We start from the raw sequence: 15,476 nt of genomic DNA on the forward strand, positions 1-15,476 counted from the left end.
CGGTAGACCGGCGGGCACCGGGCCGGTGGGCGGCGGGCCGATGGCCGGTAGACCGGCGGGCACCGGGCCGGTGGGCGGCGGGCCGATGGCCGGTAGACCGGCGGGCACCGGGCCGGTGGGCGGCGGGCCGATGGCCGGTAGGCGGCGGGCCGACGCCGGTAGAGCGGTAGGGGGCGGCTGGTAGCTGGTAGCTGGTGGCGGAGGGTGGGCCCGGGGGTTGTGGTCCCCGGGCTCACGTCATGGCCGCGGGTCTCAGCTGTTGGCCGCGATGCTGCCGAACGCCGGGTTCAGGGCGCCGATGACGTCCACGCTGTTGCCGGTGAGGTTGACCGGGACGTGGACGGGGACCTGGACGACGTTGCCCGAGCCGACGCCCGGGGAGAACGAGGCTCCACCGACGGCACCGGAGTCCGCGGCGGCGGTACCCGCGCAGGCGCCCGCCGCGATACCCGCGACGGTCACGGCGAGAGCGGCCTTCTTGACGATCTTCATGAGACGGATTCCTCCTGCGGGTGAATGTCCGACCCGGCCGTGGGTCGTGTGCTGATCAACGCCGGAGTGATCCGTGGGGTGCGGGGGCCCGGGGCCGAGGCCCCGTTCGGTCCAGTCGCATGACAACCGGACAGACGTCCTGGTGGCGTCGGCGCGACAGGCCCCCCGAAGGGGGGAACGCGACGGGCCTCCCGGACGGGTCCGGGAGGCCCTTGGCGTGGTCGGTGTCTCAGTGGTTGAGGCCGAGGTTGCCGAATGCCGGGTTCAGCACACCGATGACGCTCACGCTGTTGCCGACGGCGTTCACCGGGACGTGGACCGGGGCCTGGACGACGTTGCCGGAGCCGACACCCGGAGAGTGGCTCGCCTCGCCGCCGGCCCAGGAGCCGGTGGTGGCGGAGGCCATGCCCGCACCGGCGGCCATCAGACCACCGGCCACCATCGTCACGGCCGCTGCCTTCTTCAGGTTCTTCACTTTCCAACCCCTCCTAGGCGTTCACCGCGGCGGTTCACCGCGGCACGCACTGGAGAACGGCGGAGATCGCCGGAGGATGCGCCGTCCGGGTGACATTCCCACGACGGTATGAATCTCAGCCCGGAGCGGAACGTTCCGAATTGCCGTCGGAGGGGTGGCGGGTGTGGGGGCGGGGTGGGAGCAGAGTCGGCGCCGGGTGGGAGCAGAGTGGGCGCCGGGTGGGCGCTTCAGCCGGCCACTCCGTGGCGTACGGCCCACAGTGCGGCCTGGGTGCGATCGGCGAGATCGAGCTTCATCAGGATGTTGGAGACGTGCGTCTTGACGGTCTTCTCGGACAGGACCAGCGCACGGGCGATCTCGCGGTTGGAGCGGCCGTCGGCTATCAGACCGAGCACCTCGCGCTCCCGGTCGGTGAGCGAAGTCCCCCTCCCCTGGCCCGTGGTGGCCTCCTCCTGGAAGAGCAGGGCGCCGGCCACCTCGGGCTGCAGCAGGACGTGTCCGGCGTGCACGGAGCGGATGGCACCGGCGAGCGCGTCGGGGTCCACGTCCTTGTAGACGTATCCGGCGGCGCCCGCGCGCAGGGCCGGGACGACCGTGCGCTGCTCGGTGAAGCTGGTGACGATCAGCACGCGCGCGGGGTTGCCGAGTTCGCGGAGCCGGCGCAGGGCGTCGATGCCGTCCATGCCCGGCATCTTGACGTCCATGAGGACGACGTCGGGCCGCAGTTCCTCGGCGCGGTCGACTCCCTCGGCGCCGTCCGCGGCCTCGCCGACGACCTCGATGTCGTCCTGTACTTCGAGGAACGTGCGCAGGCCCCGGCGGACGACCTGGTGGTCGTCGACGAGCAGCACCTTGATTGCGTCAGCCACCGGGGACCTCCATCTCGATCGTGGTGCCCTTTCCGGGCGCCGATTCCACGGTCAGTGTGCCGCCGACCCCGCTCGCCCGGTCGCGCATCGAGACCAGGCCGAGGTGACGGCCGGCGCGGCGGATCGCGTGGGGGTCGAAGCCGCCGCCGTCGTCGGTGACGCGCAGGACGGCTCCGCCGCCGCGCCGGCCGACGCTCACGTCGACGTGCTCGGCGCCGGAGTGGCGCAGGGCGTTGTGCAGGGCTTCCTGGGCGACCCGCAGCAGGGCCTCCTCCTGGGAGGCGGGCAGGGCGCGGAAGCCGGAGCTGGTGAACGTGACGCGCGCGGTGTGGGCGCGGTCGAGGACCTGCGTCTGGGTGCGCAGGGTGGCGAGCAGGCCGTCCTCGTCGAGGGCGGCGGGGCGCAACTCCACGACGGCTGCGCGCAGTTCGTCGGCGGCCTCGGCGGCGAGCGCGGCGACCTGGTGCAGTTCGCCCTTGGCGCGGGCGGAGTCGCGGTCGACGAGGGCGGCCGCTGCCTGGGCGGTCAGGCGCAGGGAGAAGAGCTTCTGGCTGACCGCGTCGTGCAGTTCGTGGGCGAGGCGGGAGCGTTCCTCGGCGATGGTCAGCTCGCGGCTGCGTTCGTACAGGCGCGCGTTGGTGAGGGCGATGGCGGCGTGCTGGGCGAGGATGGACAGCAGTTCCTCGTCCTGTGCGGTGAAGCCGCAACTGCCTTCCGGTTTCGGGCAGTTCTTGTTGGCCAGGAACAGGGCGCCGATGACCTCGTCGCCGTCACGGATGGGCAGGCCCAGGAAGTCGGACATCTCCGGGTGCGCGGCGGGCCAGCCCTCGAAGCGCGGGTCCTTGCGCACGTCGGCGAGGCGCTCGGGGCGGGGCTCGTGCAGCATCGCGGCGAGGATGCCGTGCTGGCGGGGCAGCGGGCCGATGGCCTTCCACTGGGCGTCGCTGACGCCGTCGACGACGAACTGGGCGAAGCCGCCGTGGTCGTCCGGCACTCCGAGGGCGGCGTACTGCGCGTCGAGCAGCTCGCGGGCCGAGGCGACGATCGTCTTGAGGACGTCGCGCACCTCTAGGTGCCTGCTCATGGCCAGGAGCGCGGAACTCACCGCGGCGAGGCCGGACCGGGGGCCGTGACTCATGTCCTCACGGTACCGGCGGGGTGTGACAGCGCAGATCGGGCCTGTGGCGGCTGGATCAGGGCCGGTGGACCTAGGCCGGACGGAGTAGGTCCCCGGGCTCCCGGCGGACGGGGTAGGTCCCTGGGCCCCCGGCGGTCGGGGTAGGTCCGCGGGCCGTGGTCCGGCGGCGTACGCCGAAGGGCCCCGCCGTTTTGCGGCTCGCGTCCGAGGCGGTGGCGGGGTGGGCGTTCCTACGTTGTGGTCACCGCCCGGAGGGGCGGCAGGCGACGAGGGGACGGATGTCATGCCGGTAGCGATCATCACGGGGGCGTCGAAGGGGCTGGGGCGGGCACTCGCCGGGGCGCTGGCCGCGCGGGGCTGGGACCTGGTGCTCGACGCACGGAGCGCCGGCCCCCTGGAGGAGGCCGCGCGGGCGGTCGCCGCGCAGGCGGTCGCCGCACGTGGCGGGCGCGTGGTGGCGCTGCCCGGGGACGTGGCGGACGCGGGGCACCGGGCGGAGCTGGTGGCGACCGCGCGGCGGCTCGGCGGTGTCGACCTGGTGGTGAGCAACGCGAGCGCGCTGGGTGCCGAGCCGCTGGTGCGGCTGGCGGAGCTGCCCCTGGAGGGGCTGCGGCGGGCCCTGGAGGTGAACGTGGTGGCGGCGCTCGGCCTGGTCCAGGAGGCGCTGGCGCCGCTGCGGGAGTCGGCGGCGGGGGCGGTGATCGCGGTCAGCTCGGACGCGGCGGCCGAGGCGTACGGGACGTGGGGCGGCTACGGCGCCTCGAAGGCGGCCCTGGACCAGCTGGCCGCGGTGCTCGGCGTGGAGGAGCCGGGGCTGCGGGTGTGGGCGGTGGACCCCGGGGACATGGCGACGGACCTGTACGCGGCCGCCGTACCGGACGACGGCGATCCGCGTCCGGCGCCCGCGGATGTCGTACCGGCGTTCCTGCGGCTGCTGGACGAGCGGCCGGCGAGCGGGCGCTATGCGGCGCCGTCGCTGGTGGCGGGGCGATGACCGCGGTGACGGGGCTCGTCCCGCGCGAGCCGGCCAGGTCGTGGGGCAGGGTGCCCGAGGAGTTGTCGGCGCGGGTGCCGGCCGAGCAGCGGGGGCCGGGGCTGGAGCGGGACGCCGTACGGCTGCTGGTGTCGCGGGGCACCGAGGTGTCGCACCACGTGTTCGGGGAGCTTCCGCTGCTGCTGCGGGCCGGGGACCTGCTGGTGGTGAACACCTCGCCCACGCTCGCCGCCGCGGTGGACGGGCGGATCGGGCACGCGCGCGTGGTGGTGCACTTCTCCACGCGCGGTGACGACGGGCGGTGGGCGGTGGAGCTGCGCGAGCCGGACGGGCGGGGCACCACGCGCGCGCGTGTGGAAGAGAGGGGAACCACGCGCGCGCGTGGAGGGAGTGGAGGGAGTGGAGGGAGTGGAGGGAGTGGAGAGGGCGACGGTGTGGGCGGCGTCTTCGGGACGGGTCGCGACGGGCGCGGGGCGGGTGAGTTGGCGGGCGGAGAGGTCCGGCCGACGGGCGAGGAAGTGCAGACGGCAGGCGGAGAAGTGCAACCGGCGGGCGGAGAAGTGCGGTCGGCACGCGGGACGGGTGGGCCGACGGGCAGGGAGAGGCGGCCGACGGGTGGAGAGGTCCGGCCGACGGGCGGGGAAGCGCGGCCGGCAGGCGGAGAGGTGCGGTCGGCAGACGGGACAGGTGGGCCAGCGGGCACGGAGATGCCGCCGACGGACGGAGAAGCGCGGCCGACAGACGGGACGGGTGGGCCAGCGGGCACGGAGATGCCGCCGGAAGGTGGAGAGGTCCGACCGACAGGCGGAGAAGCGCGGCCGGCAAACGGGGCAGGTGGGCCAGCGGGCACGGAGATGCCGCCGACGGACGGAGAAGTGCGGCCGACGGGCGGAGAAGCGCGGCCGGCAAACGGGGCAGGTGGACCAGCGGGCACGGAGAGGCCGCCGACGGACGGAGTGGTCCGGCCGGCGGGGATGGAGGTGCGCTTGGTGGGCGGGGTGCGGTTGGTTCTGGAGGAGCCGTTGAGTGAGCGTGGTGGGCGGTTGTGGTGGGCCCGGGTGTCGGGGGGTGAGGTCCTTTCGGTCCTGCGGGAGCACGGGCGTCCCATCCGTTACTCCTACACGGAGCGGGACCAGCCGCTGTCGGCGTACCGGACGGTGTTCGCGCTGCCCTCGCCCGACGGGGCGGGCAGCGCGGAGATGCCGAGTGCGGCGCGGCCCTTCACCGCGCGGCTGGTGGCGGAGCTGGTGAGCCGGGGGGTGCTGTTCGCGCCGGTCACGCTGCACACGGGGGTGGCGTCGCCGGAGGTGCACGAGCCGCCGTATCCGGAGCGGTTCTCGGTGCCGGAGGCGTCGGCGCGGCTGATCAACGCCGTGCGGGCGGACCGGGCGGGGCGCGAGCGGCTTGCCCGGCGGGGTCGCGGTGGGGGCGAGGCGGCCGGGCGGGTGATCGCGGTCGGGACGACGGCCGTGCGGGCGGTGGAGTCGGCCGCCGGGCCGGACGGGGTGGTGCGGGCGACCGAGGGGTGGACGGATCTGGTGGTGACGCCCGAGCGGGGGGTGCGTGTGGTCGACGGGCTGCTGACCGGGCTGCACGAGCCGGAGGCCTCGCATCTGCTGATGCTCGACGCGGTGGCGGGGCGGGCCGCCGTCGACCGCGGCTACGAGGAGGCGCTGCGCGGGCGCTACCTGTGGCACGAGTTCGGGGACGTCCACCTCCTCCTCCCGGCACAGACCCCTCACACAGAGCGTTGCGGTGGCAACTCTTGGTGAGAACGCTCCACTTTGCTTGTGAGCCCGCACATAGGGCGCACATCACGTACGAACGGACATAGGAGATAAAGCCCCCATGATGAACGGGGCGGATGGTCAGATCTGTCCCGTTTTGCCCTTCCCTGATCCACTACCCGGGATCGTAGGTCACACCTTTGCCAGGGCATTTTGCGGCCGCTAAGAATTGCTTCCGTCGCTCAGCGCCGTGGGGTTCCCCCCGCGGCGTTCGTGCGGGAGGTGAGATTCCCCCGGCGGACGCAGGAGCGACCTCCGCGCTATCGAAGAGGTCCAACGCCATGCCCAAGAACATCCTCAACCGTCGCCATAGTCGTACGCTGACCAAGCAGCACAAGATCGCGATCAGCGGTGTCTGCGCGCTCGGCGCCGCCGCCGTCGTCTTCTCGGCCGTGCCCAGCAACGCCGAGACCGTCACGGCCGGCGCCCCGGCCGCCGCCGCGGCCCCGGTGCAGTACGACAACGCCGCCGTCAAGGACGTGAAGGGCACGGTCACCGACCAGCTCGCCACCGAGACCGTCAAGCTCGACTCCATCGCCGCGCAGCACAAGGCCCGGACCGACGCCGCGACGCAGGCCGCGGTCAAGAAGGCCGCCGTCCAGGCCGCCGTCAAGAAGGCCGCCCAGGACCGCGCCGCCACGGAGGCCGCGAGCCGCTCCACGCAGCGTCTGCAGGTGCAGCCGGTCGCCGCGAAGACCTACGCCAACAACCTCGACGGCTGGATCCGCCAGTCCCTCGACATCATGCGGGCCAAGGGCATCCCGGGCTCCTACTCGGGCCTGCACCGCAACATCATGCGTGAGTCCTCGGGCAACCCGATGGCCATCAACAACTGGGACATCAACGCGATCAACGGCATCCCGTCGAAGGGCCTGCTGCAGGTCATCCCGCCGACCTTCAACACGTACCACGTCGCCGGCACCTCGTGGAACATCTACGACCCGGTCGCCAACATCACCGCCGCCGCCAACTACGCGGCCCACCGCTACGGCACCATCGACAACGTGAACAGCGCGTACTGAGGCCTGCGCGGACCTCTGACCTGACGCGGAAGGGCGGCACCCCACGAGGGGTGCCGCCCTTCACGTCGTACCGGCGCGGATACTTCCGCTACTTCCGCTACTTCCGCATGACCTCCGGCTCGTGCCGGCGCAGGAAGCGGGCGACGAAGAAGCCGCAGACCACACCGAGGACGATCAGGGCCGCCATGTCGATGCCCCAGGCCGTGGCCGTGTGGTCCCACAGCGGGTCCGTGCTGCCCGGGTCGTCGGTGTTCGGCGCGATGTTGTTGAAGTCCAGCGTGGCGCCCGCGGCGGCCACCGCCCAGCGCGACGGCATCAGGTACGAGAACTCGTTCACACCGAGGGTGCCGTGCAGGGTGAAGAGGCAGCCGGTGAAGACGACCTGGATGATCGCGAACATCACCAGCAGCGGCATGGTCTTCTCGGCGGTCTTCACCAGCGAGGAGATCACCAGGCCGAACATCATCGAGGTGAAGCCGAGCGCCATGATCGGCAGGCACAGCTCGAACAGCGTCGAGCCGCCGAGGACGACCCCCTTGTCGGGGATCTCCCGGCTGGAGAAGCCGATCAGGCCGACCATCAGGCCCTGGAGCACGGTGACCGCGCCGAGGACGACCACCTTCGACATCAGGTACGCGGACCGGGACAGGCCGGTCGCGCGTTCCCGCTCGTAGATGACCCGTTCCTTGATCAGCTCACGGACCGAGTTCGCGGCGCCCGCGAAGCACGCGCCGACCGCGAGGATCAGCAGCACCGTGGTCGCCGTGCCGTTCGGGACGTGCGCGCCGGTGCGCGGGTTGATCGCCTCGTTGACCAGCAGGCCCCGCTTGTGGTCGATCAGCAGGCTGACCGCGCCGAGCACGGCCGGCAGGATCACCGTCAGCGCCAGGAAGCCCTTGTCGGAGACGATCACCGACACGTAGCGCCGGACCAGGGTCATCAGCTGTGAGCCCCAGGGCTGCGGCTTGGGCGGTCTGACGGCCTGTATCGGCGACATGTGCGCGGGTACGGACTGCGGGGCGACCGCGTCGATGTCCGCGGCGTACATCTGGTAGTGCTGCGAGCCCTTCCAGCGGCCCGCCCAGTCGTAGTCGCGGTAGTTCTCGAAGGCGGAGAAGACGTCGGCCCAGGTGTCGTAGCCGAAGAAGTTCAGCGCCTCCTCCGGCGGGCCGAAGTAGGCCACCGAGCCGCCGGGCGCCATCACCAGGAGCTTGTCGCAGATCGCCAGCTCGGCCACCGAGTGGGTGACGACGAGGACCGTGCGGCCGTCGTCGGCGAGGCCGCGCAGCAGCTGCATGACATCGCGGTCCATGCCCGGGTCGAGGCCGGAGGTCGGCTCGTCCAGGAAGATCAGCGACGGCTTGGTGAGCAGCTCCAGGGCCACCGAGACGCGCTTGCGCTGGCCACCGGAAAGGGAGGTGACCTTCTTGTCCTTGTGGACGTCGAGCTTCAGCTCGCGCAGCACCTCCTCGATGCGGGCGTCGCGCTCCTGGGCGGTGGTGTCGGCCGGGAAGCGCAGCTTGGCCGCGTACTTCAGGGCCTTCTTGACGGTCAGCTCCTTGTGCAGGATGTCGTCCTGCGGGACCAGACCGATGCGCTGCCGCAGCTCGGCGAACTGCTTGTACAGGTTCCGGTTGTCGTACAGGACGTCGCCCTGGTTGGCGGGCCGGTAGCCGGTCAGCGCCTTGAGCAGGGTCGATTTGCCGGAACCCGACGGGCCGATGACCGCTATCAGGGACTTCTCCGGGACACCGAAGGAGACGTCCTTCAGGATCTGCTTGCCACCGTCGACCGTGACGGTCAGGTGGCGCGCGGAGAAGGAGACCTCACCGGTGTCGACGAACTCCTCGAGGCGGTCGACGACGATCCGGAAGGTGGAGTGACCGACACCGACGATGTCCGCCGGGCCGAGCAGCACCGAGCCGCCCTTGGTGATCGGCATACCGTTGACGTAGGTGCCGTTGTGCGAGCCGAGGTCGCGGATCTCGAAGCGGCCGTCCGGCGTCGAGTGGAACTCGGCGTGGTGCCGGGAGACCTGCAGGTCGGAGACGACCAGCTCGTTCTCCAGGGCACGGCCGATGCGCATGACCCGGCCGACGGCGAACTGGTGGAACGTGGTCGGGCTGCGGTCGCCGTAGACCGGCGGCGCCCCCGCAGCGCCACCGGGCGTCTTCTGCGCGTAACTCTCGCCCGGCCCGCCCTGCTGCTGCGGGAACCCAGGCGGCTGCTGCGCCTGTTGCTGCTGCGGCTGCTGCCAGCCGGCCGCGGGGGCCTGCTGTGCGACGGCCTGGTGCGGTGCCTGCTGAGGCGTCTGTTGCGGTGCCTGCTGTTGCGCCTGCTGTTGCGCCTGCTGAGCCCAGCCGGCGCCCGCGGCCTGGGCGGCGTACGGTGCCGCCTGCTGCTGGGACTGTGCGGGCACGGCGGCGCCGGACAGGCTCACGCGCGGTCCGTCGGTCGCGTTGCCGAGGTTCACCGCCGACCCCGGTCCGAGCTCCACCTGCTGGATCCGCTGGCCCTGCACGAAGGTGCCGTTGGTGCTTCCGTGGTCCTCGATGACCCAACTGCGGCCGTTGAAGCTGACCGTGGCGTGCCGCCAGGACACCCTGGCGTCGTCGAAGACGATGTCACCCTGCGGATCGCGGCCGAGGGTGTAGGACCGGGACGGCTCGAGCGTCCAGGTCCGTCCGTTTGATTCCAGTACGAGTTCCGGCACTCCATGCCCCATGATTTGTCCCCCGAGTTACCCCCATCACAGGGAGTCTAGGGATGTCGAACATCGTGGGGAACTATTTCAGGCTCGCCCCTGTGACCGAAAGTCGGGCCTTGTGACAAGCGCACGTACACGCTTCCGTCCGCACCGTTGACGGGGGTTGAAACCGGGCCGGAGAGTGGTAATCCCCCGCGAGGGGGACAAGCGCGGCCGGGGTGCCGCGGTGCGGATCGGGGGGTCTGCCATGAGCTCTGTCACGGGCGCCGGGAGCGCACGGCACGGCACATCGCTGCCGTGGGGGGACGTCCTGGTGTCGGCGATCGCCGCCGTCAGTTGGGCGTTGGCCGGGATGGCGGCCACGGCCGCGCTCGGACTGCATCTGCTGGGGGCGGACTCGGCGGGCTCACTGGGCCCCATGACGGCGGCCGTTGTGGCGCTCGGGGCGGGTGGTTCGGTCTCCCCTTCGGGCGATGTGTCCGTGTTCGGGCTGAAAGGCGCGGAGGCGCACACGTCCATCGCGATCACGCCACTGGGCGTGAGCCTGGTCGGCGCGCTGTTCCTGTCGTGGTTCTTCCTTCGCTCCTTGCGCGCGGCCGGAGTTGGGATCACGTGCGCCGAACTCCTCGTGCGCGCGGGGGCGGTGGTGGTGCTGTTCGTCGCCGTACTGGGCGGGCTGACGTGGGCCGGACACGATGTCATCACGATCGACGGCGGCTCGCTCGGTCTGGACGGACTGCCGGGCGGGGGCGGCGGGGGCGGCAAGGGCGGCGGGATCAGCATCCCCGGCATGGGCGATCTCGGGAACATCGGAGGGATCGGAGGGATCGGAGGTGGTGGGGGGCTCGGGGGCGGCGGGCTGCCGGACCGGATCGGCGACCTCGTCCGCGGCAAGGCGGCGGTCGGCTTCACCGTGGACACCGCGCCCACCCTCCTCGGCGGCCTCGGCTGGTGCGCCGGAGTTCTGCTGATCGCCCTGCTCGCCTCCCGCCGCACTCCCCTGCCGCGCGGCTGGGAGGCCCTGCACCGGGTGGTACGGCCGGCCGTCTCGGCCCTGGTCACCGTGTTCCTGGTGGCTGTCGCGGCCGGGCTCGCGGCGGCGGCGTACACGGCGATCGGGGACGACCATCCCGGCCGGATCGCCGGGGCGGCCCTGCTCGGCGCCCCGAACGGGGTGTGGCTCGGCATCCCGCTCGGCCTGTTCGTCCCCTGGGACGGCAGGGCCACCGGCGTACTGGGCACCCTGCTCCCCGACCCGCTCGACCGACTCCTGGGCCACGGCTCGGACCAACCGGTCACAGTGGCCCGACTGGCCGACCTGGACGGCCGGGTATGGCTGCTCGCCCTGGCGGCGGCACTGACGATGCTGCTGGCAGGGGTACTCACGGCGGCACGGACTCCGGTGACGGGACTGCTGGGCGCCGCAGGTTCTGCCGGGCCTGGTGTCGCTGGGGGCGCTGGCGGGCCGGGTGGTGTCCGGGGCTTCGCCGGCGCCGGTGGCACCTTAGGCTCCGCCGGCCTGGGCGGCGTCCAGAGCTACGCCGGCCCAAGTGGCACCGCGGGCTCTGCTGGGCCAGGTGGCACCTTAGGCTCCGCCGGCCTGGCCGGCGTCCAGGACTACGCCGGCCCAGGTGGCACCGCGGGCTCTGCTGGGCCAGGTGGCACCTTAGGCTCCGCCGGCCTGGCCGGCGTCCAGGACTACGCCGGCCCAGGTGGCACCTTAGGCTCCGCCGGCCTGGGCGGCGTCCAGGACTACGCCGGCGCCGGTGGCACCTTAGGCTCCGCCGGCCTGGGCGGCGTCCAGAGCTACGCCGGCCCAGGTGGCACCGCGGGCTCTGCCAGCCCGGGCGGCGTCCAGGGCTTCACCAGCCCAGATGGCACCGCAGGCTCTGCTGGCCCAGGTGGCACCGCGGGCCCTGTCGGCCCGGGTAGCGTCCAAGGCTTCGCCGGGGCCGGTGGCACCGCGGGCTCTGCTAGCCCAGGTGGCGCCACAGGCTCCGCCAGCCCAAGTGGCACCGCGGGCTCTGCTGGGCCAGGTGGCACCTTAGGCTCCGCCGGCCTGGCCGGCGTCCAGGACTACGCCGGCCCAGGTGGCACCTTAGGCTCCGCCGGCCTGGGCTGCGTCCAGAGCTACGCCGGCCCAGGTGGCACCGCGGGCTCTGCCAGCCCGGGCGGCGTCCAGGGCTTCACCAGCCCAGATGGCACCGCAGGCTCTGCTGGCCCAGGTGGCACCGCGGCCTCTGTCGGCCCGGGTAGCGTCCAAGGCTTCGCCGGGGCCGGTGGCACCGCGGGCTCTGCTAGCCCAGGTGGCGCCACAGGCTCCGCCAGCCCAGGTGGCACCCCGGGCTTCCCCGGCCCAGGTGGCACCCCGGGCTACGCCGGCCCAGGTGGCACCCCGCGCTACGCCGGTCCCGGTGACACTCCAGACTTCGCCAGCGCCAGTGGCGCCCCGGGCTACGCGGGCCCCAGTAGCACCGCAGGCTCTGCCGGCCCCGGTAGCACCGCGGCCTCTGTCGGCCCGGGTGGCGTCCAAGGCTTCGCCGGTCACGGTGACACCCCAGACTTCACCAGCCCCAGCGGCGCCACAGGCTCTGCCAGCCCCAGTGGTGCCCAAGGCCTCGCCGACCCCGGTGGCGCCCACGGCCTCGCCGACCCCGGTAACGCCCAAAGCCTCGCCAGCCCCGGTGGAACCGCACGTTTCGTCGGTCGATGTGCGCTGCGGCTCGGTGGGGCGACGGCGTTCGCGTTGCCCTTTCTCGCCTGGCTGACGGACGTCTCGGTGAACGCGTCGCTCTCTGTGCTGGGCTTCGACGCCTTCGGCGCGGGCATCGAGCTGCACGGCCGCCTCGGCGCGGCGCTCCTGCTGGGCGCCGTGTGGGGAGCGACCGCGGGGGCGGCGGGCGCGCTGCTCGCCCGCGCGACCGGGGCCGCGGGGTCCCGGGCGGTGGGTCCGGGGCGGGGTGCGGTGGCGATGACCGTGGCGGCGACCGTGGCGGCGACCGTGGCGGTGGCGGCGACGGTGACATCGGCGGTGCGGGAAGGTGAGGGCGGGCCGTACGTGCCGAGGCAGCCGTATCGGCCGCCGAATCCTGACACGAACCCCTACCTCCGGGTGCCAGGCGTCCAGGAGCCCGAGGACGCGCGGCCGCAGTCCGCCGCGCATGACAATGACAGGGACGACGCTGGGGACACGGGGGACGACGTGTACGGCGCCCCGACCATCGCCCGCCCGCTGGACGACCCCGAGCCCTCACCCCGGGGCCGTCGCGGCGCACGCCCCGGCGCACGCTCCCCCAACGCGTCGAGGGAGTGGCCGCCTCCACCGCCTCCGCCCCCGCCCCCGCATTCGCCGGGAAAGCGGCCCGAGTAGCGAGCCCCGGCTTTCCGCCTCTGGCTACGGCTTCTCCAGCCTCTCCGCGTCGCCCCCGCACGCGAAGGTGCACGTCGGGTCGCACCCGTGGCACAGTCGGGACAGGGCCGAGGCCGTACGGCGGATCCCGGCCGATCCGGCCGTGGCGTCGCGGCAAGATCCCCGACACCGGCCGGACACGCATTGTTCCGTGTCCGTCAGGCGGACCTCCCGGGCGCGGGGCACTGGGTGCCGGATACGGTGGTGACACCATGAGCGCTTCGCAGACCCCCGAGGTCCCCACTCTCCTCGTCAAGATTTTCGGCAAGGACAGGCCGGGCATCACGGCCGGCCTCTTCGACACCCTTGCCGCCTACCTCGTCGACGTCGTCGACATCGAGCAGGTGGTCACGCGGGGCCGCCTCGTGCTGTGCGCGCTGATCACGCAGCCGCCGGCCGGCGTCGAGGGGGACCTGCGGGCGACGGTGCACAGCTGGGCCGAGTCCATGAAGATGCAGGCCGAGATCATCTCGGGTCATGGCGACAACCGTCCGCGTGGCATCGGCCGCTCGCTGGTGACCGTTCTCGGCCACCCGCTGACCGCCGAGTCGACGGCCGCCGTCGCCGCCCGTATCGCGAAGACCGGCGGCAACATCGACCGTATCTTCCGCCTCGCCAAGTACCCCGTGACCGCCGTGGAGTTCGCCGTCTCCGGTGTGGAGACCGGGCTGCTGCGCACGGCCCTGGCGTCCGACGCGGCGGCACTGGGTGTCGACATCGCGGTGGTCTCCGCCGGTCTGCACCGGCGTGCCCAGCGGCTGGTGGTCATGGACGTGGACTCCACCCTCATCCAGGACGAGGTCATCGAGCTGTTCGCCGCGCACGCCGGGTGCGAGGACGAGGTCGCCGAGGTGACCGCGGCGGCGATGCGCGGGGAACTGGACTTCGAGCAGTCGCTGCACGCGCGCGTGGCACTGCTGAAGGGGCTGGACGCCTCGGTGGTGGACAAGGTGCGCAGCGAGGTCCGGCTGACGCCGGGCGCGCGCACGCTGATCCGCACCCTGAAGCGGCTCGGCTACCAAGTAGGTGTCGTCTCCGGTGGGTTCACCCAGGTGACGGACGATCTGCAGGACCGGCTGGGGCTGGACTTCGCGCAGGCCAACACGCTGGAGATCGTCGACGGGAAGCTGACCGGCCGGGTCGTCGGGGAGATCGTGGACCGGGCGGGGAAGGCGCGGCTGCTGCGCCGCTTCGCCGCGGAGGCCGGGGTGCCGCTGTCGCAGACGGTGGCGATCGGCGACGGCGCCAACGACCTGGACATGCTGAACGCGGCCGGTCTCGGTGTCGCCTTCAACGCCAAGCCGGTGGTCCGCGAGGCCGCGCACACCGCGGTGAACTTCCCCTTCCTCGACACCGTCCTGTACCTGCTGGGCGTCACCCGTGAAGAGGTCGAGGCGGCGGAGACCCACGACGAGGGCTGAGCCGGCCCGGATGACGGTCGTACGCCGTCCGCCGCACGAGCCGTCCGCCGCGCATGGCAGGAGGGCCCGGCATCATCAGCTGATGCGGCACCCCTCAGCGGTGCCGGGCCCTCCTGCCGTGCGCGCGCTCACTCGGAGGGTGCCCAGTAGTCCGCCAGTGTGGCCGTGCCCGGTTCCAGGGACTTCCAGCCGCCGTCGAAGGACAGCAGCGCGAAGCACGCGGCGGGGAAGCCGCGGCGTCGCATCCGCTCGTCGGCGTCGCCCTCGAAGTCGCCGGACAGGATGTCGGCCAGGCCGTGCACGCCGGGGTTGTGGCCGATGAGGATCACGTTCCGCACGTCGTCCGGGGTCTCGTTGAGCACGGCGATGAGCTCGCCGGGCGAGGCCTCGTAGACCCGCTCCTCGTAGATGGTCCTCGGCCGGTGCTCGAGTTCGTGGACGGCGAGCTTCCAGGTCTCGCGGGTGCGGACGGCGGTGGAGCACACGGCCAGGTCGAAGGCGATACCGGTGTCGGCCAGCTTGCGGCCGGCGACGGCGGCGTCCATGCGGCCCCGCTCCGCGAGAGGGCGCTCATGGTCGGACACCTGGGGCCAGTCGGCTTTCGCATGCCGGAAGAGGACGATCTTGCGGGGTTCTGCGACGCTCATGGGTCCCAGCTTCGCATGAAACAGGCCACCCGGCGCAGGGAGTTGACATGCGGATTCACCGTCACAGGTGGCATCCGGGTCAGTGCGCGAGGAACTGCCGCAGCCGCTCGACGAGATGGGTGACCGCCGGATCGCCGCTCGCCGCGTGGGCGTCCGACGGGTTCAGTATCGGCATGAGCAGGGCGACGAAGGCGAGGGTGGGCAGGGCGAGGGCCCACCAGCGGAGCCGGATGTCGACGCCGCCCGTGGTCACCGGGTGGGTCCGGGGGTGCGTACGGGCCGGCATGGTCGCCTCCGTGGGTCTTCGAGTGGTGTGCGTGGCCGTCCGCCGCGGTCACACTTCGAAGGTACGGATTCCCGGGCTGTCACCCCATCCGGAGTTCCACCCACTTGACCCTGACCCTGACCCCCTAAGGGATGGGGGGACAACCCCACCACGGAGGCCGGCCGGACCGAACCTGCCGGGCCTGCCGGGCCTGCCGGGCCTGCCGAACCGAGGGGACCGACCGGACCGA

At 72.6% G+C, this 15,476-nt stretch carries 11 protein-coding genes and 3 pseudogenes; 7 read left to right on the forward strand and 7 right to left on the reverse strand.

The window, feature by feature from the left end; all coding sequences use genetic code 11:
- Positions 1–252: 252 nt before the first annotated feature.
- The 4 genes from ACGFYV_RS11985 to ACGFYV_RS12000 form a co-directional block, all read right to left on the reverse strand.
- The gene (locus ACGFYV_RS11985; RefSeq protein ID WP_393878233.1) at positions 253–492 is read right to left on the reverse strand and encodes a chaplin family protein; all 240 of its coding nucleotides are present in this window, start codon (positions 490–492) and stop codon (positions 253–255) included.
- 229 nt (positions 493–721) lie between these two features.
- Positions 722–967 carry a chaplin gene (locus ACGFYV_RS11990; protein ID WP_393878234.1) on the reverse strand — a complete coding sequence of 82 codons (246 nt, stop codon included), beginning with the start codon at positions 965–967 and terminating at the stop codon, positions 722–724.
- Positions 968–1,194: 227 nt separating this feature from the next.
- A complete protein-coding gene (locus tag ACGFYV_RS11995) occupies positions 1,195–1,836 on the reverse strand; it encodes a response regulator (protein WP_393878235.1) in 642 nt (213 codons plus the stop codon).
- Positions 1,829–2,974: a GAF domain-containing sensor histidine kinase gene (locus ACGFYV_RS12000; protein WP_393878236.1), complete on the reverse strand. Its 1,146-nt coding sequence runs from the start codon at positions 2,972–2,974 to the stop codon at positions 1,829–1,831. Before ACGFYV_RS12000 ends, ACGFYV_RS11995 begins: the two co-directional genes overlap by 8 nt.
- Positions 2,975–3,257: 283 nt before the next feature.
- Here ACGFYV_RS12000 and ACGFYV_RS12005 point away from each other — a divergent pair, with 283 nt between their 5' ends.
- From ACGFYV_RS12005 to ACGFYV_RS12020, 4 genes and pseudogenes are all read left to right on the forward strand, one after another.
- A complete protein-coding gene (locus ACGFYV_RS12005; RefSeq protein ID WP_393878237.1) occupies positions 3,258–3,968 on the forward strand; it encodes an SDR family NAD(P)-dependent oxidoreductase in 711 nt (236 codons plus the stop codon).
- Positions 3,965–4,231 (forward strand): annotated as a pseudogene (locus ACGFYV_RS12010) (S-adenosylmethionine:tRNA ribosyltransferase-isomerase); the annotation flags it as partial. The gene ACGFYV_RS12005 and the pseudogene ACGFYV_RS12010, both read left to right, overlap by 4 nt.
- Before the next feature lie 609 nt (positions 4,232–4,840).
- A pseudogene (locus tag ACGFYV_RS12015) lies at positions 4,841–5,740 on the forward strand (S-adenosylmethionine:tRNA ribosyltransferase-isomerase); the annotation flags it as partial.
- 296 nt (positions 5,741–6,036) lie between these two features.
- Positions 6,037–6,777, forward strand: a complete 741-nt coding sequence (locus ACGFYV_RS12020; protein ID WP_393878238.1) for a transglycosylase SLT domain-containing protein — start codon at positions 6,037–6,039, stop codon at positions 6,775–6,777.
- Between the two features lie 97 nt (positions 6,778–6,874).
- Here ACGFYV_RS12020 and ACGFYV_RS12025 read toward each other — a convergent pair whose 3' ends face one another.
- A complete protein-coding gene (locus tag ACGFYV_RS12025) occupies positions 6,875–9,502 on the reverse strand; it encodes an FHA domain-containing protein (protein WP_393878239.1) in 2,628 nt (875 codons plus the stop codon).
- A 229-nt stretch (positions 9,503–9,731) separates the two neighbouring features.
- Between ACGFYV_RS12025 and ACGFYV_RS12030 the strand changes: the two are divergent.
- From ACGFYV_RS12030 to serB, 3 genes and pseudogenes are all read left to right on the forward strand, one after another.
- Positions 9,732–11,363 (forward strand): annotated as a pseudogene (locus tag ACGFYV_RS12030) (streptophobe family protein); the annotation flags it as partial.
- A gap of 837 nt (positions 11,364–12,200) precedes the next feature.
- Complete coding sequence (locus ACGFYV_RS12035; RefSeq protein WP_393878433.1) at positions 12,201–12,854, forward strand: streptophobe family protein; 654 nt, start codon at positions 12,201–12,203, stop codon at positions 12,852–12,854.
- A 251-nt stretch (positions 12,855–13,105) separates the two neighbouring features.
- Positions 13,106–14,314 (forward strand): phosphoserine phosphatase SerB, encoded by a 1,209-nt coding sequence (gene serB, locus ACGFYV_RS12040; protein WP_393878240.1) that lies wholly within the window; start codon positions 13,106–13,108, stop codon positions 14,312–14,314.
- Between the two features lie 128 nt (positions 14,315–14,442).
- Here the strand turns inward: serB and ACGFYV_RS12045 are convergent, their stop codons facing one another.
- Positions 14,443–14,961 (reverse strand): SixA phosphatase family protein, encoded by a 519-nt coding sequence (locus ACGFYV_RS12045; protein WP_393878241.1) that lies wholly within the window; start codon positions 14,959–14,961, stop codon positions 14,443–14,445.
- A 79-nt stretch (positions 14,962–15,040) separates the two neighbouring features.
- Positions 15,041–15,247, reverse strand: coding sequence for a hypothetical protein (locus ACGFYV_RS12050; RefSeq protein WP_393878242.1), 207 nt, complete (start codon positions 15,245–15,247; stop codon positions 15,041–15,043).
- Between the last annotated feature and the right edge of the window lie 229 nt (positions 15,248–15,476).

Source organism: Streptomyces sp. NPDC048297, assembly GCF_043201585.1.
GTDB lineage: Bacteria > Actinomycetota > Actinomycetes > Streptomycetales > Streptomycetaceae > Streptomyces.